Raw genomic sequence first — 23460 nt, forward strand, 5'->3', positions numbered from 1 at the left:
CGTCGGTGGCGGCCTGGTAGGTCACCGAGAAGTCCTTCAGCCCTTGCAGGGCATCTTCCGGGTCCTTGTCGGCACGGATGGCGAAGGCATCGAAACCGCAGCGGGCCAGGTAGAACAACTGGTCACGCAGTACGTCGCCAATGGCGCGCAGCTCGCCCTTGAACTGGTAGCGGTCGCGCAGCAGGCGCGCATTGGAGTAGTTGCGCCCATCGGTGAAGGCCGGGAAGTTCAGGGCGATGACCTGAAAGTACTGCACGTCATCACCGATCTCTTCCGCTTGTTCATCGCTGTCCAGCCACACGCCCAGGCCACCGTCGCGAGCCTTGAGCATATGGGCATGGTCACGCCACAGTTGCAGCGGGACGATGTAGTCGTCGCAGTTGGTCAGTTCGTCGATCGTGGTTTCCTTGGGCAGCAGGTGCCAGGTTTCGTCGACGATCTGGTTGTTCTTAATGATTCGCTGCATAGACGCGTTCCTTGAAAGGGTCGATGCCGATACGCTGGTAGGTGTCGATGAAGCGCTCTTCCTCGGTACGTTGCTCCACGTACACGGCGATCAGCTTCTCGATCACGTCGGCCATGTCGTCCTGGGCGAAGGACGGGCCAAGGATCTTGCCCAGGCTCGCGTCGCGCGCGGCGTTGCCGCCCAGGGACACCTGGTAGAACTCCTCGCCCTTCTTGTCCACGCCGAGGATGCCGATGTGGCCGACGTGGTGGTGGCCGCAGGCATTCATGCAGCCGGAGATGTTCAGGTCGATCTCGCCGATGTCGAACAGGTAGTCCAGGTCGTCGAAGCGGCGCTGGATGGATTCGGCGATCGGGATCGACTTGGCGTTGGCCAGCGAGCAGTAGTCACCGCCAGGGCAGCAGATGATGTCGGTCAGCAGGCCGATATTCGGCGTGGCGAAACCACCTTCGCGCAGCTCCATCCACAGGGCGTGCAGCTGACGCTGCTCGACGTCGGCGAGGATGATGTTCTGCTCGTGCGAGGTGCGCAGGAAGCCGAAGCTGTAGCGCTCTGCCAGGTCCGCCACGGCGTCCAGCTGCTTGTCGGTCAGGTCGCCCGGGGCAACGCCGGTGGGCTTGAGCGACAGGGTCACGGCCACGTAGCCAGGGCGCTTGTGGGCGCGGGTGTTGCGCGAGCGCCAGCGGGCGAAGCCTGGGTATTCGGCGTCCTGGGCGCTGTAGTCAACGTTGTCCAGGGCCAGGTAGTCCGGGTCGACGAAGTGGCGCGAAACACGCTGTACTTCTTCTTCAGTCAGGGTGGTGCTGCCGCCACGCAGGTGGGCCATTTCGGCCTCGACCTTCTCGGCGAACACTTCCGGGGTCAGGGCCTTGACCAGGATCTTGATCCGCGCCTTGTACTTGTTGTCACGACGGCCGTAACGGTTGTACACGCGCAGGATGGCGTCCAGATAACTGATCAGGTCTTGCCACGGCAGGAATTCGTTGATGAACGAACCGACCACCGGGGTACGGCCCAGGCCGCCCCCGACCAGCACGCGGAAGCCCAGCTCACCGGCGGCGTTGCGCACCGGCTCCAGGCCGATGTCGTGCACTTCGATGGCCGCGCGGTCTTCTTTCGAGCCGTTGATCGCGATCTTGAACTTGCGCGGCAGGTAGGCGAATTCCGGGTGGAAGGTGGTCCACTGGCGGACGATCTCGCACCAGGGGCGCGGGTCGATGATTTCGTCTGCGGCAACACCGGCGAACTGGTCGGTGGTGGTGTTGCGCAGGCAGTTGCCGCTGGTCTGGATCGCGTGCATCTGCACGGTGGCCAGTTCGGCAAGGATGTCCGGGATGTCTTCAAGTGCCGGCCAGTTGTACTGCACGTTCTGGCGGGTGGAGATGTGGGCATAGCCCTTGTCGTAATCGCGGGCGATCTTGGCCAGTGTGCGAACCTGGCGGGCGTTCAGCTGGCCGTAGGGCACGGCGACGCGCAGCATCGGGGCGAAACGCTGGATATAGAGGCCGTTCTGCAGGCGCAGAGGGCGGAATTCTTCTTCGCTCAGCTCACCGGCCAGGTAGCGGCGGGTCTGATCACGGAACTGCTTGACGCGGTCCTCGATGATCCGCTGATCGTACTCGTCGTATACGTACATAAAAGTCCTGTCTCAGGCTGCATGCAGCTATTCGCGCGCACGGCCGCGCACTCCGGTTCGGAGCGGGGAAACGATATCAGGTTGCGTTTATGCGCTAAAGTGATGTTTTTGCATATGAAAAGAACCAAACGAACTAAGTGAGATTGACTGGCGTTTATCCGTCACTCAGCGCCGCAGGTTTATACTCGCGGGTTTGTTGGTAAGGATGTAACCGCATGCTCAAGGCATTGTGCTACAGCTTGTGCCTGAGCCTGCCGCTGGCAGCCAGCGTTCAGGCCGCTTCGGTGGTTTTCCTCAATCCGGGCCTACCCGCAGAGACGTTCTGGGTCAGTTACTCGCGCTTCATGCAAGCGGCGGCTGATGAACTGGGCATGGCGCTGCAGGTGCAATACAGCGCCCGTAATCCCGAGCGCGCCCTGAGTCAGGCCCGGGCGGTGCTCAAGGGCCCGCAGCGCCCGGAATACCTCGTGCTGGTCAACGAGCGGTACGTTGCGCCGCAGATCATTCGCCTGGCGCAAGGTAGCGGGGTCAAGCTGTTACTGGTCAACAACGGGCTGACTGCCAGCCAGGCGAGCAGCATTCAAGCCCAGCCCGCAAAGTACGGCGCTTTGTTAGGGGCCTTGACGGCCAATGACGAGCAGGCCGGTTACCAGATGCTGCACCAGATGGTCGCTTTGCTGCCGCGCAGTAACGAGCCGGTGGACCTGGTGGCTTTCACCGGGCTCAAGACCACGCCCGCCTCGCAGTTGCGTGAAGAAGGCATGCGTCGCGCCTTGGCCGACTTCCCTCAGGTGCGCCTGCGGCAGGTGGTTTACGGTGGCTGGAACCGCCAGCGCGCCTTTGAACAGGCGCAGCAGTTGCTGCAGCGCTACCCGGATATCAAGCTGGTGTGGTCGGCCAACGACGAAATGGCCTTTGGCGCCATGCGCGCGTTCGAGGCTGCGGGGCGCAAGCCTGGGCAAGATGTAGTGTTCAGCGCCGTCAACAGCTCCCCCGAGGCCTTGAGAGCGCGCATCGAAGGGCGCCTGGGGGTGCTGATGGGTGGGCATTTCAGTCTCGGCGGCTGGGCCATGGTCATGCTGCATGACGATGCCTATGGTGTGGATATCGCACGGGATGGTCAGCGCGACCATGTGATGCCGGTTTTGCAGTCGATCGATCCAGACAAGGCAAAGCGTTGGCTCAAGCTGGCGGAACAGGACGACTATGGTGTCGACTTCCAGCGTTTCAGCGCCCAAGGACGCCCGCCGACTTACCGGTATCCCTTCCTGACGTCACCTGTCGACTACTGAAAAACCCTGCTTGAGAGAAGGGCATTGCTCGTCTTAACTGCTGGTTGTGAAGTGCATTCCCATAACCACTACAAGAGGCAATGCAATGGGAAATACAACCAAGGTCCGCAAAGCTGACAGCAGCGTCGATGCCTGGGCGATCCTCTGCCTGATCGTTCTGGTGGTGGTCACTGCCGTGTACTGGGTCAGCCACCAATAGCCTCAGCTCCAGGCCGTGATGCAACCTGAGCCGCCCGCGCAAGGGAATTACGCGGGCGGGTTGCGTTTCAGTGGGCGGTCAGGTGCAGCGCCAGTCGTACCAGGCCGATCAGGATCAGGATGAACACCAAGGTGAACAGTACGCCCAGCGCGATGAAGTGGCTGGCCTTGCCATGGGTGAAGTCGCGCGCGCGGTTCTTGCCGCTCTGCACACCCAGCGCGGCGGCAAGGATGCTGTGCAGCATCTGCCAGAAGGTAGGGGGTTTGCCTTGACTGGGATCGTCCATGCTGGCTCCTTGGATATTCAGAGGCAGTCAGGGACAGTGTAGATGGCAAATGGGGCCGCAAAGCGGCCCCACGAACGTCAGCTGTCGTACCCCAGGTTCGGTGCCAGCCAGCGCTCGCTGACGCTGACATCCTGGCCCTTGCGTGCGCTGTAGCTGTCGATCTGGTCCTTGTCGACCTTGCCCACGGCAAAGTACTGCGCTTTCGGGTGAGCAAAGTACCAGCCGCTGACCGCCGCAGCCGGGAACATGGCGAAGTGCTCGGTGAGGAACACGCCGCTGGGGCCGGTTTCACCGATGGCTGTGCCGTCGAGCAGGCGGAACAGCGTTTCTTTTTCGGTATGGTCCGGGCAGGCCGGGTAGCCTGGGGCAGGGCGGATGCCGCTGTACTGTTCCTTGATCAGTGCCTCGTTGTCCAGGTGCTCGTCACGCGCATAACCCCAGTGCTCTTTACGCACCTGCTCGTGCAGCCACTCGGCGCAGGCCTCGGCCAGGCGGTCGGCGAGGGCCTTGACCATGATCGAGCTGTAGTCGTCGCCCTTGTCCTGGTAAGCCTTGGCCACTTCCTCGGCACCAATGCCGGCGGTGGTGATGAAGCCACCCATGTAGTCGATGACGCCGCTGTCTTTGGGCGCGACAAAGTCGGCCAGGGAGAAGTTCGGCTTGCCATCGGGCTTGATGGTCTGCTGGCGCAGGTGGTGCAAGGTGGCCAGGGGCTGACCGTTGTCGTCGTAGACCTGAATGTCGTCATCGGCAACCTGGTTGGCTGGCCAGAAGCCGAACACGGCGCGCGCACTGATCAGCTTCTCGTCGATCAGTTTGTCGAGCATCTCGCGGGCATCCTTGTACAGCGAGGTTGCCGCTTCACCCACCACTTCATCGGTGAGGATGCGTGGGAACTTGCCGGCCAGGTCCCAGGAAATGAAGAACGGCGTCCAGTCGATGTACTCGGCCAGGGTGCGCAGGTCGATGTTGTCCAGCACCTTGACGCCTGTGAAGGCAGGGACCGCCGGCTGATAAGCGGCCCAGTCGTATTTCGGCTTGGCCGCCACGGCCTGCGCGTAGCTCAGGCGCTCGGTGCGGGCACTGCGGTTGGCAGTGCGTTCACGCACTTCGATGTAGTCCAGGCGGGTTTTTTCAACGAAGCCGGGCTTGAGTTCCTTGGACAGCAACTGGGTGGCCACACCTACCGCGCGGGAGGCGTCGGTCACATAGATCACCGCATCGTTGCTGTACTTGGGCTCGATCTTGACTGCGGTATGGGCCTTGGACGTGGTGGCGCCGCCGATCATCAACGGCAGCTCGAAGCCCTGGCGCTGCATTTCCCGGGCTACATGAACCATCTCGTCCAGCGACGGGGTGATCAGGCCGGACAAACCGATGATGTCGCACTTCTCGTCGCGGGCGGTCTGCAGAATCTTCTCTGCCGGTACCATCACGCCGAGGTCGACGATGTCATAGCCGTTGCAGCCCAGGACCACGCCGACAATGTTCTTGCCGATGTCGTGCACGTCGCCCTTGACCGTCGCCATGAGAATCTTGCCCTTGGCTTCGGGCTTGTCGCCTTTTTCGGCCTCGATGAACGGGATCAGGTGGGCCACGGCCTGCTTCATCACCCGCGCCGACTTGACCACCTGCGGCAGGAACATCTTGCCGGCGCCGAACAGGTCGCCAACCACGTTCATGCCGCTCATCAGCGGCCCTTCGATGACTTCGATCGGGCGCGCACATTGCTGGCGGCACTCCTCGGTGTCTTCGACGATGTGTGCGGTGATGCCTTTGACCAGCGCATGTTCCAGGCGCTTGCCGACCGGCAGTGAGCGCCAGGCCTCGTTCTCGACTTCCTTGGTGGCGCCGCCGCCTTTGTAGTCGTCGGCGATGGCCAGCAATGCATCGGTACCTTCGGGGGTGCGGTTGAGCACCACGTCCTCGACCCGCTCGCGCAGCTCGGCCGGGATCTCGTCGTAGATCTCCAGCTGGCCGGCGTTGACGATACCCATCGTCAGCCCGTTGCGGATGGCGTGGAACAGGAACACCGAGTGGATCGCCTCGCGCACCGGGTTGTTGCCACGGAACGAGAACGACACGTTGGACACGCCGCCCGAGCTCAGCGCATGTGGCAGGTGGTCACGGATGTAGGCGCAGGCCTCGATGAAGTCCACGGCATAGTTGTTGTGTTCTTCGATGCCGGTAGCGACGGCGAAGATGTTCGGGTCGAAAATGATGTCTTCCGGCGGGAAGCCGACTTCATTGACCAGGATGTCGTAGCTGCGCTGGCAGATTTCCTTCTTGCGCGCGGCGGTGTCGGCCTGGCCGACCTCGTCGAAGGCCATCACCACCACGGCCGCGCCGTAGCGTTTGCACAGGCGGGCGTGGTGCTTGAATTGCTCGACGCCTTCCTTCATGGAGATCGAGTTGACGATGCCCTTGCCCTGGATGCATTTGAGGCCAGCCTCGATCACTTCCCATTTCGACGAGTCGATCATGATCGGCACGCGAGAGATGTCCGGCTCGCCTGCAATCATGTTGAGGAAACGGACCATGGCTGCCTGGGAGTCGAGCATCCCTTCGTCCATGTTGATGTCGATTACCTGAGCGCCGGCCTCTACCTGCTGCAGGGCGACCTCCAGCGCTTCGGTGTAGTTTTCTTCGCGGATCAGCCGGGCGAACTTGGCGGAGCCGGTGATGTTGGTGCGCTCACCGACGTTGACGAACAGCGACTGGCGGTCGATGGTGAACGGTTCCAGGCCCGACAGCCGGCAGGCCTTGGCGATTTCCGGGATCTGGCGCGGCTTGTATTTGGCCACGGCCTGGGCGATGGCCTGGATGTGCCCGGGCGTGGTACCGCAGCAACCGCCGATGATGTTGAGGAAACCACTGGCCGCGAACTCTTCGACCACGGCAGCCATCTCGGCCGGGGTTTCGTCGTACTCGCCGAAGGCGTTCGGCAGGCCGGCATTGGGGTGGGCGGAAACGTGGGTGTCGGCCTTGGTCGACAGCTCTTCAAGGTAAGGGCGCAGGTCCTTCGCGCCCAGCGCGCAGTTCAGGCCGACGGAAATCGGCTTGGCATGGCGTACCGAGTTCCAGAACGCTTCGGTAGTCTGGCCGGACAAGGTACGGCCCGAGGCATCGGTGATGGTGCCGGAGATCATGATCGGCAGTTCGATGCCGTCATCTTCGAACACCTGCTGCACGGCGAAGATCGCCGCCTTGGCGTTGAGCGTGTCGAAGATGGTCTCGATGAGGATCAGGTCGGCGCCACCCTCGATCAGCCCGCGGGTCGCCTCGATGTAGTTTTCCACCAGTTCGTCGAAGGTGACGTTGCGGTAGCCGGGGTCGTTGACGTCCGGGGAAATCGAGCAGGTGCGGCTGGTCGGGCCGAGCACGCCGGCAACGAAGCGTGGCTTGTCCGGCGTCTCCAGGGTCTTGGCGTCCGCCACCTGGCGGGCGATGCGCGCGCCCTGGACGTTCAGCTCGTAGACCAGCGACTCCATGCCGTAGTCGGCCTGGGAAATCTGCGTGGCGTTGAAGGTGTTGGTTTCGAGAATATCGGCGCCGGCGTCCAGGTACGCCTTCTCGATGGCAGCGATGACATCGGGGCGGCTGAGCAGCAGCAGGTCGTTGTTACCTTTTACATCGCTTGGCCAATCGGCGAAGCGCGTGCCACGATAGTCGTGTTCCTCGAGGCGGTAACTCTGGATCATAGTACCCATGCCGCCGTCGAGGATCAGAATGCGCTCATTGAGTGCGTGCTGGAGTGCTTGGAGACGAGCGCTGCGGTCGGACATAGGAACTACCTGGTCGGGCGAATATCAGAAGGTGCGGAATCATAACAAAGCTGCGCGGTTTTTAGGCGCATTGGCCATTCGCATGAATTTCGTTCATGTTGCGCCGTGAAGCACCCATGGTCGACCAGGCAAACGTGATGGCTTTTCTAGAACCCAGGACTTTCGGCACATGGTGCATCGTTTTCTTGTCGGCGCTTTCGCGCTGCTGCTCAGCAGCGTCGCGCTCGCACAAGCCCCCCAATCGAGCGCGGTAATTTCCTACACCCGGGACATTCAACCGATTTTCACCGAGAAGTGCGTGGCCTGCCATGCCTGCAACGACGCCGCCTGCCAGCTGAAGCTGGAGAGCCCCGAAGGCGCAGTGCGTGGTGCAACCAAGGTACCGGTGTACCAAGGTGAAAGGAGCAAGGCAGTCCCGACCACACGGCTGTTCTACGATGCGCACAGCGAAGAGCAGTGGCGCAAGAAGGGCTTCTATTCCGTGCTCGACGGCCAGGGCAGCCAGGCCGCATTGATGGCACGCATGCTGGAGCTGGGGCACAAGGCGCCGCTTACCCCCAACGCCAAGCTGCCCGACGATATCGTCCTGGGGCTCGCGCGCAACAACATGTGCCCGTTGCCCCATGAGTTCGATGCCTATGCCGGCGCCCACCCCAAAGAGGGTATGCCGCTGGCGGTCACTGGCCTGACCGATAAGGAATACCAGACCCTGCAGGGTTGGCTGGCTGCAGGTGCGCCGGTCGAGTATGAGCCCATTCAACCCAGCGCGGCCGAGGCCAAACAGATTGCCGACTGGGAAGAGCTGCTCAATCGACCGGGCTCTACCGAGGCCTTGGTCGGGCGCTGGCTGTACGAGCACCTGTTCCTGGCGCACATCCATTTCGTCGGCGGCGAGCAGGGCCACTTCTTCCAGTGGGTGCGCTCGCGCACGCCCAGCGGCCAGCCGGTCGACCTGATTGCCACGCGCCGCCCCAACGACCCGCCGGGTACCGACTTTTATTACCGGTTGATTCCGGTGCAGGGTGTGATCGTGCATAAAACCCACATCACCTACCCGATGGGGCCGCAAAAGCTCAAGCGCGTGAAGCAGCTGTTCTATGCCGGTGACTGGCACGCCAGCGCGCTGCCGGGCTATGGGCCGCGCCACCGGGCCAACCCGTTCGAGACCTTCGAGGCGATCCCGGCGGTGGCGCGCTACCAGTTCATGCTGGACAACGCCGAGTACTTCGTCCGCACCTTCATCCGTGGGCCGGTGTGCCGTGGGCAGATCGCTACCGATGTGATCCGCGATAACTTCTGGGCGCTGTTCCAGGAGCCGGCGCACGACCGCTACGTCACCGATGCTGCGTACCGTGGCCAGGCCACACCGTTGCTCGCCATGCCGGGCCAGATCGATGACGTGGGCAGTGTGCTCAACCTCTGGCATGCCTACCGTGACAAGCGCAACGAGTATGAAAAACTGCGTCGCGAGGCCTACGCCGAAATGCCGGCGCCGGGCTGGTCGACCCTGTGGGCCGGCAACGACAATGCGCTGCTCAGCATCTTCCGCCACTTCGACAGCGCTTCGGTGACCAAGGGCCTGGTCGGCGATGTGCCGCTGACGGTGTGGCTGTTCGACTACCCGCTATTCGAACGCACCTATTACCAGCTGGCGGTCAACTTCGATGTATTCGGCAATGTCTCGCACCAGTTGCAGACGCGGCTGTACTTCGATCTGATCCGCAATGGTGCCGAGGTCAACTTCCTGCGCCTGATGCCAGCGGACCAGCGTGGTGCAATTCTCAGCGACTGGTACCAGAACAGCGGCAAAGTGAAGATGTGGCTCGACTATGAAGACATCGACACTGACACGCCGAGCGGCATCAGGCTCGACCCACGCGACCCCAAGCGCGACTTCGGCCTCAAGCTGCTGCAGCGCACCGGCAGCCTGAACGCCGCGCCCGACCCGATCAACCGCTGCCAGGGTGCTTACTGCTCGCGGCCGCAGATGAATGAAGAATTCCGTAACGTCGAGCAGTCGCTCAGCCGTCTCGTATCACGCCCGGCCGCAGGCCTTAAGGTGATCAACCAGTTGCCTGAAGCCACCTTGCTGCGCATCGAAGGGCAAGGCGGCCAGCGTCAGGTCTACAGCCTGCTGCGCAACCGTGCGCACAGCAATGTCGCGTTCCTGCTGGGTGAGGCTGCGCGCTACCAGCCGGGGCTCGATACCCTGACCTTGTACCCCGGCGTGCTCAGCAGTTACCCGAATTTCATCTTCAACATCCCGGCAGCGGATGTGCCGGAGTTCGTCGAAGACATGGAATACGCGCGCGACGATGCCGCCAGGTTTGAACGTATCGTCATGCGTTGGGGCGTGCGCCGCAGCCACCCGCAGTTCTGGCGTTACTTCCACGACCTGAGCACCTATATCAAGGAAACCCAGCCGTTGGAGGCCGGGGTGCTGGACATGAACCGCTACGAGAACCTCTGATCGGTTGCGCTGACCTTTCCGGCACACCTGCGGTCGGAAAGGTTGGGTGGTCCGGGGCTGCCAGGCAGCCCCACTGTGGCCTCAATGCACCAAGGCAATCGCAGGGTGATCCATGCTGTATTCGCTTCAGGCACTGCGGGCGTTCGCCGCCTGGGTGGTGGTCTGCCACCATTTCATGCAGATATTTTTCGACTTCCATGCCACTGGCCCCATCGGCCAACTGCTCACTGACCGCGGCGCGGTGGGCGTCGACATCTTCTTCGTCATCAGCGGGCTGGTGATCTACCTTTCGACCCGAGACAAGCCCGTTGAGCCGCGTCGGTTCCTGCTCAACCGCGCGTTGCGAATCGTCCCTGCCTACTGGTTCTACACCCTGTTGATGGCGCTACTGCTGCTGGCCTTCAGCCAATGGATGCCACACCAGGCATTCACCTGGCATCACCTATTGCTCTCGATGCTGTTCATTCCGGCAGAGAACCCAGGTGGCTACGGCCTGTACCCGACCTTGAACGTTGGCTGGACGCTGAACTTCGAGATGTTCTTCTACCTTTTGTTTGGCCTGGCATTCCTTGTCCGGCAGCGCCACCAGTTGCTGCTGGTGACCGCTGCACTGCTGCTGGTCAGCGAAGTGCTGGGCCGCCTTGGCGTGCTCAGCCGCTTCTACAACAACGGCATCATCTACGAGTTTCTGCTCGGTATCGGCATCGGTGTGCTGTATCGCCGCGGCCTGGTGCGCGAGGGGTTGTGGTTGCCGCTGGCGGTGCTGGGCGTGGCGGGCTACGCGATCTACCACCTGGACGCGTCCCAACGGCTCTTGCATTGGGGCCTTCCCGGTGCACTGATAGTGCTGGCATTTGTAGCGCTTGAGCCGTACTTCCAGGGCAACCGGCTGCTCAAGGCATTGGGGGACTGCTCGTACTCGGTGTACCTGATCCACGTGCTGGTGCTGTACGCGGGCTGGTTCGCCAGCCAGCGCCTGCACTTGAACCCCTACCTGGTCTTTGCGCTGTGCGTGCCGTCCATTGGACTAATGTCGTGGTTCAGCTACCAGTGGCTGGAACGGGGCCTGTACCGGCGGATGCAGGCGTGGCTGGCGGCACCGCGGGAGCAAACGCCGGCGTTTGCTCTTTCCCGAGTCAAATGCTAGGACTTTGTTCGAAGGCCAGCTTGGCGTACACTTGGCCGCAAGTCTGTGAGGAACTTCCATGAGCGCTATAACCATTACCGACGCCGCCCATGATTACCTGGCCGATCTGCTTTCCAAGCAGAACACGCCTGGCATCGGCATCCGCGTTTTCATCACCCAGCCGGGCACCCAGTACGCCGAAACCTGCATTGCCTACTGCAAGCCGGGCGAAGAAAAGCCTGACGACACCGCCGTGGGTCTGAAGAGCTTCACTGCCTACCTGGATGCCGTCAGCGTGCCGTTTCTGGAAGACGCGCTGGTCGACTACGCCACCGACCGCATGGGCGGCCAGCTGACCATCAAGGCGCCGAACGCCAAAGTACCGATGGTCAACGAAGACAGCCCGATCAACGAGCGTATCAACTACTACCTGCAGACCGAGATCAACCCGGGTCTGGCCAGCCACGGTGGCCAGGTCAGCCTGGTGGATGTGGTCGACGACGGCATTGCCGTGTTGCAGTTCGGTGGTGGTTGCCAAGGCTGCGGTCAGGCCGACGTAACCCTGAAGGACGGCATCGAGCGGACCCTGCTCGAACGCATTCCGGAGCTCAAGGGCGTGCGGGATGTGACTGACCACACCCAGAAAGAAAACGCGTACTACTGATCGGTAGTTTGGCGAGCGGCTGGCCACCAGCTCTTAGCAACAAACTGTTACGGATTCAACCCCTGCGACAACAGGCCGCAGCCCGTGTTTAAAGGGCTGCAAGCCATCACCGCCTTGGTCGGGTAGAAGCGCTTGGGGCGTCATGCCAGAATGCCCCGGTTTTTCGGCCGGCCCGTCCCGAGGGTCGGCACCTTCCCTTTAAAGGATGGTTCCATGAATGATCTGTTGACCCGGCGCGCAGTCGTCGCCGGGATGGGCGTTCTCGGGCTCGGCCTGCTGGCAGGCTGCAACCCGGCCCGAGGGCTCGAGTTCAAGTACGGCAAGAACATGAGCAACGAAATCCTGGGGCGCAAGTTCCGTCTCAAGGATACCAAGGGCAACGACGTCACCCTGTCGAGCTTCTACGGCAGCATGCCGATGATCTTCTTCGGGTTCACCCAGTGCCCGGCAGTCTGCCCGACCACCCTGGCGCGAGCGGCGCAAATCCGCAAGCAGCTCCGGGGCCGCGACCGCGATCTGTTCCAGGTGGTGTTCATCACCCTGGACCCTGAGCGCGACACCCCCGAAGTGCTCGACGCCTACGTCAAGGCCTTCGACCCCTCGTTCATGGCCCTGACTGGCACCCCGGAGGAAATCGCCGAGGTGGCCAAGGAGTTCAAGGTGTTCTACGAGAAGGTCCCGGCCGGTGATACCTACACCATCTCACATTCGTCCACCAGCTACGTCTACGACACGCGTGGCACCCTGCGCCTGAGCCTGGGCCATTCCCTGAACGCCAAGGAATGCGCCGAAGACCTGGTCACCCTGATGGAGATCTGCTAATGGCTGTTTCACTGCACCCGTTCAAGCGCGGCCTGGCCGCTATTGCCCTGCTGGGCCTGGCGCTGCCGGCTTTGGCCCAGACCACTGTCAGCGATGCCTGGGTACGTGCCAGCGTACCGCACCAGCAGTCCACCGGTGCGTTCATGACCCTGACTGCCAGCAGCGACAGCAAGCTGATAGGGGTAGCATCGCCTGTGGCCAAGACTGTGCAAGTGCATGAGATGACCATGAACGGTGATGTGATGGGCATGAAACAGGTCGAGGCCGTGCAGCTGCCAGCCGGCAAGCCCGTGAGCCTGGACCCCAATGGCTATCACGTGATGCTGATGGGCTTGACCCAGCAGGTGAAGGAGGGTGACAAAGTCCCGCTGACCTTGACCGTGGAAGATGCCAAGGGTGGCAAGGAAACCTTGGAAGTGCAGGCAGAGGTACGGGCGCTCAACGCCGAGATGGGCGGTGGGCACGACCACATGCACATGAAGCACTGATTGACCCGGGGCCGCTAAGCGGCCCCACTTCATTCAGCTGCGAAAACGCGGCAGCGGCCTTTCCAGGGTCAGCGAGGTCAAGCTCTTGCGGACCTGGGCTTCGTCGGCCTCCAGGGCCTTGAGGCTTGCGCGGATCTTGCCAGCGGCGGGCACGTCACCCTGCCGGTCGATCCAGTCGGCGATCTCTTTGCAGGCACTGCTCAGGCAGGCCTGGCGCTGGTTCATCAACGATATGAGGGTGGTGAGCTCTCTTTCGGACATGGCAGGATCCTCCAATTCAGCCTTGTCAGTGTAGCAGCAGTTACCCTTGCAGGCAGGCGGTGCGATAGGCGCCTGGCGTCACGCCATAGGCCTGTTTGAATTGCCGGCTTAAGTGGCTCTGGTCAGCGAAGCCCAGGTTGAAAGCCACGTGGGTCGCAGCCACGCCGCTCTTGAGCATTTCCCGGGCACGGGCCAGGCGCCGTTGCTTCAGCCAGGCATGCGGTGGCAGGCCGGTGGCCTGGCGGAACACCCGGGCGAAATGGAACGGCGATAAATTAACCGCGCCCGCCAGTGCTTCGAGCGATGGCGGTTCTGCCAGTTGGCTCTCCAGCATCTCGCGGGCGCGGGCTACGGCCAGTGGTTCGTGGCCAGGGGGAGTGGGTTCAGCGCATTGCCCGTGTCGTTGTACCAGGGCCAGAACCGCCTGGCGCCAGGCGGTCTGTTGCTGCAGGGCACTGGCGCTGGCTTCGGACAGCTGATGCAGCTTGCTGAAGGCCATGGCCAGGGCCGGGTCCTGGATCACGCTGTCCTTGAAGCAGGGCATGCCGTGGCGGCCCAGTTCCAGCTCGTCGAGCACGCCGGTCACCCGTTCATGCTCCGGATAAAACCCGCGGTAGCGCCAGCCAGCCTCATGGGCTGTGGCGCCGGTATGCAGTTCGTCAGGGTTGATCAGCACCATGCTGCCCACAGGCGCCAGGTGCTCGCTGCCGCGGTGCCAGAAGCGCTGGGCACCCGACTCGATCACGGTGAACACGTAACCCTCGTGAACATGTGGGGCGAAGCGTTGCTGAATGTAGCGCGCATGCAGCATCTCGACATCGCCCAGCGCGGGCGCCTGCCAAAGGTGGGTCTGTTCGCGCAGGGGCGTGCTCATGTCAGCCAGCTGCGCAGCAGGAAGAAGATAAACATGCTCACCAGCATGCTCAGCAATACACTGCGGGTCAACAACACCAGAACGATGGCCACTACAGCCCCCAGCAGGTAGGGGTTGAGCGGGCTCAGGTCCAACTGGTGGCCGGGCAGGAAGACGATAGGCCCGCAAATGGCGGTGAGCATGCCCGGCACGGCAAAACCCAGAAACTGCCGGGCATTGGAGCTCAGGCGCAGCGGTAGGCGCGGTTCCAGGAAAGCGTAGCGATTGAGGAACACTACGGCGCCCATGGCAAAGATCAGTAGCCAGGTCATGCGCGGCCTCCGGAAAATTTCTGGCAGACAAATCCGGCAGCCATGCCCAGCAGGCCAGCGGCTACCAACGCGGTTTCCCAGTGCCAGTAGCTGAAAAGCACTGAACAGAACAGCGACACCGCCACGCACACTACCGTGGCGAGGTTGCGCACCAGTGGGGCGATCAGGGCGACAAAGGTGGCGACAATGGAAAAATCCAGACCCAACTGGTCCAGGTGCGGGATGTTCTGGCCCAGCACGATCCCGGCCAGGGTGAACAGGTTCCAGGCCACGTAGAAGGTCAGGCCGACACCTAGCGCGTACCAGCGGTTGAATTGCTGTTGGTCATAGTGGCTGGTCAACGCGAAGAACTCATCGGTCAACAGGAAACCCAGGCCCAGGCGCCAGCGCAGCGGCTGGTTCGACAGCACCGGGCGCATCGACAAGCCGTAAAGCAGATGCTGCGAGGTGAGCAGCAGTGTGGTCAGCAAAATCGACAGCAGGTTGGCGCCGCCCTTGAGCATGCCGATGGCTACCAGTTGCGCGGCGCCAGCGAACACGATCGCCGACAAGCCCTGACCCTCCCAGGCACTGAGGTTGGCCTCGATGGCCATCGAGCCCGCAAGCAGGCCCCAAGGGGCAACGGCCAGCGATAAGGGAACAATGGCGATGGCGCCGTGCAGAAAAGCTTGGCGGGCAATAGGCGGACTGCTTTGCATGATGGCTGCAACACTGTTGTTCGGCAGCGCAGCATGCCAGAGGGCGGGGCAGGTGGCTTGAACGATCTTGCTGGTTTGCCACTGCCAGAACAACGTTCAACGCTGGCTGGTCAACCGCCGTTGTGCTGCTGCGCAACCATTGATTTCCACCGCCTTTTGCAGCAAGTCCCGGCGGTGCTGCGGATCGAGGTCGCCCAGCAACCGATACACCTCGGCCTGATAGTCGCGTTGACGCCCCCACTGCATTTCCAGCCCTTGTGGCTGGCTGCGGCTGCAAGCCAGCCGAGTGGCCGGTTGCGGGTAGTAGGGCGCATACAGCGTGGCCATGCCCGGGATCGCTTCGAGCGCTTGGCGGTAACGGGGGCTGGCGTTATACGGTGGGCACCAGGTGGCGATCGCCGTCGCGGGTGGGGCAAAGCCCTGTTGTAGGCTGGCCTCGAGCAAGGGGCATGCAGCATCAGGGATTTGCGCCGCTGGCAGGTAGGTCGTGTAGTACAGCGCCAGGCGGTATTGGGCCACGGGATGGCCGAGTTCCACTGACTTTTCAAGCAGGGCTACCGCAGTTGGAAGCGTACGGGCCATGGCCTGGCCCTGGCGTTTGAGTTCCGGATCGCCGCCAATGGCAGTGCGCAGCGTGTTGGCGTTATCGTCCTGGTTGTCGGCCTGCTCCAGCAATGGCAGGGCTTGGCGATAAAGCAGGTCGGCATGCGGGTCGATACGCACGTCGAGCGCTTGTGCGGCAAACGGCATCAGCGAGATGAGTAGTGCGGGCACGCGGGCGAAACCACTCACAGGCAGGCCTCACTGGCACCACAGCCCGGATAAGTGGAAAGGTACTGGTAGACGGCTCGGGTGTTCATGACAAGTACACGTTCGCCTCTGGCGTATCGGAACGACGGCCTATTCTAGCCAACCGGAAGCCCCGACCGAAAGGGCAACGCACATTTGTCAGACGAGCTTGATCGGTGTGACCTTGCGTTGAGCATGTTTTTCCTGGGCCAGGCCCAGTTTGGCGGTGATCACCTTGGCCAGCGCATTGTTGCCCAAATCGTTCAGGTGCAAGCGATCAATGAACAGCTCGGCCCCGAATACAGGGGAGCTGCTCAGCATGCTGTTCATGTCGTAACACGGCACCGGATCTGCCTGGCTCTTGATGCGCCTGAAGAAGGCCATGTGCAGTTGACTGTCGAAGGCGCCTTCAAGCAGTCGGTCGAAGTTGGTCGGTTGCTGTTCCAATGCCGACAGCATGGCTTGCTCTCCGGCAGGCAGCGTTTCACGGCACCATGGCAGCAGCGGTTGAAGAATGAAGGTAAGGGTGGCGTGGCTGTCGGCAAGCATGCGTTCCCACTGGCGCAAGGTGCGGCCAATGCTGTCGGCAGCATGCGCCAGGCGCTTCTGCGGGGCGGACAAGGGCCAGGCGGGCACCGGCGTGGGCCGGCGCGGGGCAAGGGCCTGGCCGAGGCGTTGCCACAGCGAGTCCCGGCGTGCCGGGCCGGTAGGCAGCATGCCTTCGTTGAAACTGTTGAGGTATTGCTGATAGACCTTGGCGTGCAGCGCAGCGTGCGGGCCGCCCAGCACCTCACCCAGGCCCTCGTGGGCCAAGGTGTTGATCCCGCTGAGCACCACCACGTGGCCGACTTCGCCAAAACGGTGCTGATGGGTGAGAAACAGCAGCAGTTCCTGGCTGGCATTGAGCCCACAGCCAGCCAGGCTCAACCACACTTCCCCGGTGAGCATCGACAGCTGTGATGCCACCGTATTCTCATCGGAGCTGGCACCGATGCCCAATGCGGTCGAACCGCCGACGAGCAAGTTTACACGGCCGGTGCCGCCATACTCGGCGGCCGAGAATCGCTTGCCGGCGCAATGGCTGTAGCGCAAACCGAGCGCATCGGTGTTGATGGTGCCGGAACGGTAGCCGCTTTCGTGCACATGCAGGGTGTGCGGGGCACGGCGGCTGCCCAGTTGCAGGAAGCGCTGGTAGTCGAGCGACAGCGGCGCAGGGAGGCCCGGGCCGAATGTTGCGGTATTGGACGGGCTCATGGGCGTTCCTTGTTGTCCGGCGTGGCGTCTCGCACCGAGGCGTCAGCCCGCCAGCTCTTTGATGTTGTAGGCCAGGCCGCCGACGGCGATCAGCAACAGGGCAACCCCCGAGGCCAGCGAAATCATCCGGTTGCTACGCTGCGAGGCGATCTTGCCGATGGCAAAGATGTAAAGGCTGAGCACGGCGAAGTCGATGGCTACCCACAACAGGGACAGCACCATCATGCTTTTGCCGAACGATTCGGTGATCTGGATGAACTGTGGGAAGAAGGCGATGAAGAAGATGATGTCCTTGGGGTTGGAAATACCGACCATGAAGCCTTGCCACAAACCGCCACGCCCGGCTTTGGGCGTTTGCGCCAGCGTCTCGCAGGCAGGCGCCTGCAGGCATTCGCGCAAGGTGCCTACGGCGATGTAGCCGATGAACAGGCAGCCGAGCAGGCTCATGCCGCTGAGCCAGGCCTTGTCGATGGCTGCACTGGTAAGGATGACCCAGGCCGCGGCGCCGATCAGCACCAGGGAAGCCCAGTTGGTGCCCACGGCGGTGAACATGGCCTTGCGCGAGCCAGAGGCCGCGGCGGTGTTGACGATCAATGCCACCACCGGGCCTGGTGTGGCGATCAGCAGCAGTACGGTCAGGGCGTAGGTAGCGGTCAGTGCGGTATTCACGGTCAGTTCTCGATCTGGGTGTCGGTTGTTGCGTGGACGTGGGCATGAAAGGGGCAGCGCGACGGGTTGAGCGAGCCTGCTTCCTGCAGTTGGTATTGCTTCCATTCGAAGTTGTCGGCCTGGCCGAAGAAGCCCAGGCTGTCGGGCATCACGCCGTCGTTGTAGTGCTGCACGCGTTCGCGGATGCGTGCACGGATGCGCTTGCCGCTCTCGGTGCCGGCATTGGCCACTTCGTCGAAGTTTTCCCGCGGGTTGATGACGAAGGTGATGTGATTGCCCAAGTTGCGACTTTTCATTTGATGGTGGCCGGGAAAGTTCATGTTGATGAACAGCGCCATGCCGGCGTAGCAGAACGACCAGCCACTGTCGTGTGGGTCGGCCGGGATCGCTTGTGGCCACGGGTGTGGGTCACGGGCATGCACGCCGCGCAGCACCTTCCAGGCCAGCGCCTGCTGTTCGGCCAGGCTGCTGTCGGCGGCCGTTTCGAGGAACACCACCAGCGGGCTGCCAATGCGTTGCTTGACCGGCACCGGTGCTATGGTGCGCACGTATTCGGCCAGGCCTTGTGCGATGTCATCGGCGAGCTGTTCGGCGCGGGCGAAAAGGATGTGGCAGGATTCACCGGCCACCGCCTTGCGCCCGAACAGGCACGGAAAGTCAGGGTTTGCGAGGATGTTGCGAAAATGCTGTATGGTTTTGTGCGTCCAGTGATGCGTGTTCCGGACATGTTCAGCGGCCAGCTCTAGCGCATCCAGGCGATAGCAGTTTCCATAACCCGTAAACATGATTTCCCCAGGCGTGAATTAGCAGAAAGTTCAAGACACATGCAGGCAGGTTATTGGCTTATCTTGGTTGTTTACCTGCATTTTCTGAGGCGTACCTTACGTTGTAAAACGCGTGGTACTATGACCTACTATTAGTCTCACTCATGCTTCGGGGGGATCATGTCGGAACGGATCCAGGCGTTGCACGCTCTGCGTGCCTTCGAGGTCGCCTCACGTTACGGGTCGTTCACCCGCGCGGCCGAAGAGCTGGCACTGACCCAAGGCGCCGTCAGCCACCACATCAAGACCCTCGAGGGCCTGTTCGGCTGCGACCTGTTCGAGCGACGGGGGCCCAAGTTGAGCCTCACCGAACATGGGCGCCTGCTGGCCCAGGAGCTCAAGGTCGGCTTCAAGATCATCGAAAACGCCTGTGCACTGCTGCGCCAGGACCGCTACGGCCTGCGCTTGAAGGCGCCCTCGACGCTGACAGTTCGCTGGTTGTTGCGGGCGCTGGATGCCTTCAAGAAAGTCGATGACAGCTGCAGCGTGCAATTGTCGAGCGTCTGGATGGACATCGACACGGTGGACTTTTACTCCGAGCCCTACGATTGCGCCTTCCTCTTGTCCAACGGCCGGTTTGCCGCCGACATCGAGAGTTTCAAGCTGTTCGACGAATGGCTGATTCCGGTGTGCCACCCGGACTACATGGCGCATGAGCAGTCGGCACTGGGTGACCTGCGCCAGTGTGAACTGCTGCATCCTTCGTCGGACCGGCGCGACTGGCGGCGTTGGCTGGCGCGCATGGATGCCCTGGACATCAGCATCGATCAGGGCCAGGTGTTCGACACCCTCGACCAGGGCATTTCTGCGGCCCAGCAGGGCTTGGGGATTTCCGTGGTCGACCTGGTGCTGGCCAGTGCCGACCTGACCGCAGGGCGCCTGGTCACCCCGTTCAAGCATGCAGTGGCGACCGGAGACGGGTATTACATGACCTGGCTCAAGTCCAGCCCCAAGGCGCGGCAGATGCACAAGCTGCGCGATTTTCTGCTGGGGCAGGTGCCGCCATTGGCCTACAAGGACATCAACTACCTGTATGGCTGATTGCCCGCACAGGCCCCCCGCGCAAGGGTAGAATCGTCGCATCCGACCTATCCGTCGCACCGAGGACAACGCAGTGGAGTTGCAGCAGGGCTTTGTCCTGACCCGGCATTGGCATGACACGCCCCAAGGCACCTGCGTGGAGTTCTGGCTGGCCACCGACCAGGGGCCGCGGCTGTTGCGCCTGGCCCCGCAGGAGTCGGTGGCGTTCATCCTGCAGGCGCAGGTCGAGCATGCGCGGCTGTTGCTGGCAGGCGAGGCCGGTGTCGAAATCAGGCCCCTGCGCCTGCAGGATTTCCAACATCGTCCGGTGCTGGGCGTGTATTGCCGTCAGCACCGGCAACTCATGCAACTGGAACAGCGCTTGCGCGGTGCCGGCGTCGAGGTGTTCGAAGCTGATATCCGCCCCCCCGAACGCTACCTGATGGAGCGCTTCATCACCGCCGCCGTGCAGTTTACCGGCCAGCCTGATGCCCAGGGTGTCATCTGCGAGGCTCAGCTCAAACCCTTGGCGCACTACCGCCCGCCGCTGCGCCTGGTATCGCTGGACATCGAGACCAGCGAGCGCGGCGAGTTGTACAGCATTGCGCTGGAAGGCTGCGGCCAGCGGCAGGTGTTCATGCTAGGGCCCGCCAATGGCCAGCCCGACGCCGTGGATTTCGACCTGCACTACTGCAACGACCGGGCGGCACTGCTCGACTGCCTGAACCAGTGGATGGCCAGGCATGATCCGGATGCGATCATCGGCTGGAACCTGGTGCAATTTGACCTGCGCCTGTTGCATGAGCACGCCAAGCTGCTTCAGGTGCCGTTGAACCTGGGGCGTAACGGTGCGCCCATGACTGTGCGCGCCCACGCCAACCGTAGCCATGTGTTCGCCGATGCGCCCGGCCGCTTGTTGATCGACGGCATCGAAGCGCTGCGCTCTGCCACTTGGAGCTTCCCTTCGTTCAGCCTGGAAAACGTCGCTCAGACCTTGCTGGGGGAAGGCAAGGCGATCGACACGCCTTACCAGCGCATGGACGAGATCAACCGCATGTTCGCCGAGGACAAGCCGTCGTTGGCGCGTTACAACCTCAAGGACTGCGAGCTGGTGACGCGTATTTTTGCGCATACCCGGCTGCTGGAGTTTCTGCTGGAGCGCTCATCGGTGACCGGGCTGGCGGTAGACCGCAGCGGTGGCTCGGTGGCAGCGTTCTGTCACCTGTATATCCCGCAGATGCATCGGCTGGGCTTCGTCGCGCCCAATCTGGGCAGTCGCCCGGATGAAGCCAGCCCGGGTGGTTTTGTCATGGACTCGCGCCCGGGGCTCTATGACTCGGTGCTGGTGCTCGACTACAAAAGCCTGTACCCCTCGATCATCCGTACTTTCCTGATCGACCCGGTAGGCCTGGTCGAAGGCCTGCGCCAGCCGGATGACACGCACTCCGTCGAAGGCTTTCGCGGCGGGCGTTTCTCGCGCAGCCGGCATTGCCTGCCCGCGATCGTCGAACGGGTCTGGCAGGGCAGGGAGGAGGCCAAGCGTGAAGGCAACGCGCCGCTATCGCAGGCACTCAAGATCATCATGAATGCGTTTTACGGGGTGCTCGGCTCAAGCGGTTGCCGCTTCTTCGACCCGCGCCTGGCGTCTTCGATCACGATGCGCGGGCACCAGATCATGCGCCAGACCCGCGCGCTGATCGAGGCACGAGGCTATGACGTTATCTACGGCGACACCGATTCCACCTTCGTCTGGCTCAAGGGTGCACAGGGTGAAGAGGCGGCGGCGCGTACCGGCCGCGCGCTGGTGGCCGAGGTCAACCTGTGGTGGCAGCAGCACCTGCGTGAAACCTTGGGCCTGGAAAGCGCGCTGGAGTTGCAGTTCGAGACCCATTATCGGCGGTTTCTGATGCCGACCATCCGCGGCGCCGACGAGGGCAGCAAGAAGCGGTACGCCGGCCTGGTTCAGCGCGCCGACGGCAGCGAGGACATGGTGTACAAAGGCCTGGAGTCGGTGCGCACCGATTGGTCGCCCTTGGCCAGGCAGTTCCAGCAGGCGTTATATGGGCGAATCTTCCGGGGCGAGCCGTACCGTGACTATGTACGCGGGTTCGTCCAACAGACCCTGGCCGGTGAGCTGGATGAGCTGCTGATCTACCGCAAACGCCTGCGCCGCCCGTTGGCCGACTACCTGCGCAATGTCCCGCCACATGTACGCGCAGCACGCCTGGCCGATGAGTACAACAGCCGCCTGGGGCGTGCCCGGCAATATCAGAATGGCGGCTGGATCAGTTACGTGATCACCACAGCCGGCCCTGAACCCATGGAAAACCTGCAGTCGCCGATCGACTACGACCACTACCTCAGCCGCCAGTTACAGCCTGTGGCCGATGCCATCCTGCCCTTTGTCGGTGATGACTTTGCGGCGTTGACCGACCGTCAGCTGTTGCTGTTCTGAGTGCCGGCTCAAGCGCCCCTTCAGGCGAGCGGGAGGGAGCGCAGGTTGCCGTTAGTGGCTTTGGGCTATGCTGAGTTTGGGTATCGGCCGTTTCCGAAAAGGCTGCCATCCTGGTATCGGTCACCATTGGAAACTGCCAGTTACTTTTCCCTGGCCCTCTGATGTTCGAAGTGGTTTAGGCTCCGGGTCGGATTTTTCTCCGTGATCTGTAGTCACTGTTTTATCGAGACAATAAGGAGATGCGTATGCTCGTCCGGTCACTGACCCTCGCCACCCTGCTCGCCGTCACTGGCCCTCTGTTCGCCGCCGACAGCGACGCTCCGCTGGCCAAGGAACTGGGCAAGGCACGACCATTGGTGATCATTGCCCCCAGTTCCGCCGACCCGACCTTGCGGGGGTTGAACGATGCCTTGAAAGACCCTGCCACCCAGGCTGCGTTCAAGGAGCGTGGCCTGGTGATCTACAGCGTCGCCAACATGATGGGCAAGCGGGAGGACAAGAACCTCGAGCAGCAGACCACCATGGCGCTGATACGTGAGCTCAAGCTCGGCGCCAGCAAGGGCACCAAGGTCATCCTGGTGGGTAAAGACGGTGAGCGGCACATGCTCAAGGATGACGATACAGGTGAAAAGATCGACCCGCAGGCCATCATCAAAGCCGTCGATGAGCTGCCGGCCAGCGAAAAGGCCGTGACGGCACCGGAGCCTGTCGCTGCGGCAGCAGAGCCCAAGGCCAAGGACAGCAAGCCCGCCAAACCGGCCAAGCCGGCAGCGCCGCCCAAGCCATTGGAAGACTGACGTCAGCTACGCGTATCACCCCTGGTGGGGCAGCAAAGGGCTCGTGGGCTGTACGCTCCGGGCCCTTTGCATTTCATGCTGTTCGGGCCTGGACCGTGATGTGCCGTTTGATCCAGTGATCAATGCTTAGCTTCCCGGCACCTTTGAGCAGCAATGGCAGCAGTGCAACCAGGTAGATCAGGGGCAGCTTGTAGTTGCCGAACCCTAGATCGGTGATGGCGTAACCCTTCGCCAATTCTGCCAGGTCCGACCAGTGCGCAGGCCAGTGCACCGC

Annotated in this window: 21 protein-coding genes and 1 pseudogene; 9 read left to right on the forward strand and 13 right to left on the reverse strand. The window is 62.3% G+C overall.

The features are described from left to right. Both BLX42_RS08275 and BLX42_RS08280 read right to left on the reverse strand, forming a co-directional pair. On the reverse strand, positions 1-466 hold a 466-nt coding region (locus BLX42_RS08275; protein ID WP_161871542.1), incomplete at its 3' end, for a DUF934 domain-containing protein. After that, positions 450-2102: a nitrite/sulfite reductase gene (locus tag BLX42_RS08280; protein WP_125923259.1), complete on the reverse strand. Its 1653-nt coding sequence runs from the start codon at positions 2100-2102 to the stop codon at positions 450-452. The genes BLX42_RS08280 and BLX42_RS08275, both read right to left, overlap by 17 nt. A gap of 215 nt (positions 2103-2317) precedes the next feature. Here BLX42_RS08280 and BLX42_RS08285 point away from each other — a divergent pair, with 215 nt between their 5' ends. Beyond that, positions 2318-3394 carry an ABC transporter substrate-binding protein gene (locus BLX42_RS08285; RefSeq protein WP_161871543.1) on the forward strand — a complete coding sequence of 359 codons (1077 nt, stop codon included), beginning with the start codon at positions 2318-2320 and terminating at the stop codon, positions 3392-3394. Between the two features lie 266 nt (positions 3395-3660). On the opposite strand, the gene BLX42_RS08290 is transcribed toward BLX42_RS08285, so the two are convergent. Together BLX42_RS08290 and metH are read right to left on the reverse strand one after the other, a co-directional pair. After that, positions 3661-3879 (reverse strand): DUF2970 domain-containing protein, encoded by a 219-nt coding sequence (locus tag BLX42_RS08290; RefSeq protein ID WP_161871544.1) that lies wholly within the window; start codon positions 3877-3879, stop codon positions 3661-3663. 77 nt (positions 3880-3956) lie between these two features. Continuing rightward, entirely contained in the window at positions 3957-7664 is a 3708-nt protein-coding gene (metH, locus tag BLX42_RS08295; RefSeq protein ID WP_161871545.1) for a methionine synthase, read from the reverse strand. A 169-nt stretch (positions 7665-7833) separates the two neighbouring features. On the opposite strand from metH, the gene BLX42_RS08300 reads away from it, so the two are divergent. The 5 genes from BLX42_RS08300 (at position 7834) to BLX42_RS08320 (ending at position 13234) form a co-directional block, all read left to right on the forward strand. Beyond that, a complete protein-coding gene (locus BLX42_RS08300; protein ID WP_161871546.1) occupies positions 7834-10134 on the forward strand; it encodes a fatty acid cis/trans isomerase in 2301 nt (766 codons plus the stop codon). Between the two features lie 112 nt (positions 10135-10246). Then, a complete protein-coding gene (locus BLX42_RS08305; protein ID WP_161871547.1) occupies positions 10247-11281 on the forward strand; it encodes an acyltransferase in 1035 nt (344 codons plus the stop codon). A gap of 58 nt (positions 11282-11339) precedes the next feature. After that, positions 11340-11924 (forward strand): Fe-S biogenesis protein NfuA, encoded by a 585-nt coding sequence (gene nfuA, locus BLX42_RS08310; protein ID WP_012313787.1) that lies wholly within the window; start codon positions 11340-11342, stop codon positions 11922-11924. Between the two features lie 213 nt (positions 11925-12137). Beyond that, positions 12138-12746 (forward strand): SCO family protein, encoded by a 609-nt coding sequence (locus BLX42_RS08315; RefSeq protein WP_012313788.1) that lies wholly within the window; start codon positions 12138-12140, stop codon positions 12744-12746. Then, a complete protein-coding gene (locus BLX42_RS08320; protein WP_046787231.1) occupies positions 12746-13234 on the forward strand; it encodes a copper chaperone PCu(A)C in 489 nt (162 codons plus the stop codon). Before BLX42_RS08315 ends, BLX42_RS08320 begins: the two co-directional genes overlap by 1 nt. A gap of 33 nt (positions 13235-13267) precedes the next feature. Here BLX42_RS08320 and BLX42_RS08325 read toward each other — a convergent pair whose 3' ends face one another. The 8 genes from BLX42_RS08325 to BLX42_RS08360 form a co-directional block, all read right to left on the reverse strand. Further along, positions 13268-13495 carry a hypothetical protein gene (locus BLX42_RS08325; protein WP_161871548.1) on the reverse strand — a complete coding sequence of 76 codons (228 nt, stop codon included), beginning with the start codon at positions 13493-13495 and terminating at the stop codon, positions 13268-13270. A 40-nt stretch (positions 13496-13535) separates the two neighbouring features. Continuing rightward, on the reverse strand, positions 13536-14369 hold the full coding sequence (locus BLX42_RS08330) for an AraC family transcriptional regulator (protein ID WP_161871549.1): 834 nt from the start codon (positions 14367-14369) through the stop codon (positions 13536-13538). Further along, positions 14366-14680: an AzlD domain-containing protein gene (locus tag BLX42_RS08335; protein ID WP_012313792.1), complete on the reverse strand. Its 315-nt coding sequence runs from the start codon at positions 14678-14680 to the stop codon at positions 14366-14368. The genes BLX42_RS08330 and BLX42_RS08335 overlap by 4 nt, the downstream gene beginning before the upstream one ends. Then, complete coding sequence (locus tag BLX42_RS08340) at positions 14677-15378, reverse strand: AzlC family ABC transporter permease (RefSeq protein ID WP_046787357.1); 702 nt, start codon at positions 15376-15378, stop codon at positions 14677-14679. The genes BLX42_RS08335 and BLX42_RS08340 overlap by 4 nt, the downstream gene beginning before the upstream one ends. A 96-nt stretch (positions 15379-15474) precedes the next feature. Continuing rightward, positions 15475-16128 (reverse strand): sel1 repeat family protein, encoded by a 654-nt coding sequence (locus BLX42_RS08345; RefSeq protein ID WP_217433349.1) that lies wholly within the window; start codon positions 16126-16128, stop codon positions 15475-15477. Positions 16129-16326: 198 nt separating this feature from the next. After that, complete coding sequence (locus BLX42_RS08350) at positions 16327-17421, reverse strand: hypothetical protein (protein WP_161871551.1); 1095 nt, start codon at positions 17419-17421, stop codon at positions 16327-16329. Positions 17422-17463: 42 nt separating this feature from the next. Then, complete coding sequence (locus tag BLX42_RS08355; protein WP_039604614.1) at positions 17464-18090, reverse strand: LysE family translocator; 627 nt, start codon at positions 18088-18090, stop codon at positions 17464-17466. Between the two features lie 2 nt (positions 18091-18092). Beyond that, positions 18093-18875 carry a YqcI/YcgG family protein gene (locus BLX42_RS08360; protein ID WP_046787226.1) on the reverse strand — a complete coding sequence of 261 codons (783 nt, stop codon included), beginning with the start codon at positions 18873-18875 and terminating at the stop codon, positions 18093-18095. A 159-nt stretch (positions 18876-19034) separates the two neighbouring features. On the opposite strand from BLX42_RS08360, the gene BLX42_RS08365 reads away from it, so the two are divergent. The 3 genes from BLX42_RS08365 to BLX42_RS08375 all read left to right on the forward strand — a co-directional run bounded on the left by BLX42_RS08365 (position 19035) and on the right by BLX42_RS08375 (position 23186). After that, positions 19035-19955: a LysR substrate-binding domain-containing protein gene (locus BLX42_RS08365; protein ID WP_161871552.1), complete on the forward strand. Its 921-nt coding sequence runs from the start codon at positions 19035-19037 to the stop codon at positions 19953-19955. Between the two features lie 73 nt (positions 19956-20028). Beyond that, positions 20029-22389 carry a DNA polymerase II gene (locus BLX42_RS08370; RefSeq protein ID WP_046787224.1) on the forward strand — a complete coding sequence of 787 codons (2361 nt, stop codon included), beginning with the start codon at positions 20029-20031 and terminating at the stop codon, positions 22387-22389. A 245-nt stretch (positions 22390-22634) separates the two neighbouring features. Further along, positions 22635-23186 (forward strand): DUF4174 domain-containing protein, encoded by a 552-nt coding sequence (locus BLX42_RS08375; RefSeq protein WP_161871553.1) that lies wholly within the window; start codon positions 22635-22637, stop codon positions 23184-23186. Between the two features lie 73 nt (positions 23187-23259). Here the strand turns inward: BLX42_RS08375 and BLX42_RS08380 are convergent. Further along, a pseudogene (locus BLX42_RS08380) lies at positions 23260-23460 on the reverse strand (DoxX family protein); the annotation flags it as partial.

It is taken from the genome of Pseudomonas sp. SG-MS2, assembly GCF_009933855.1.
Classification (GTDB): Bacteria; Pseudomonadota; Gammaproteobacteria; order Pseudomonadales; family Pseudomonadaceae; genus Aquipseudomonas; species Aquipseudomonas putida_E.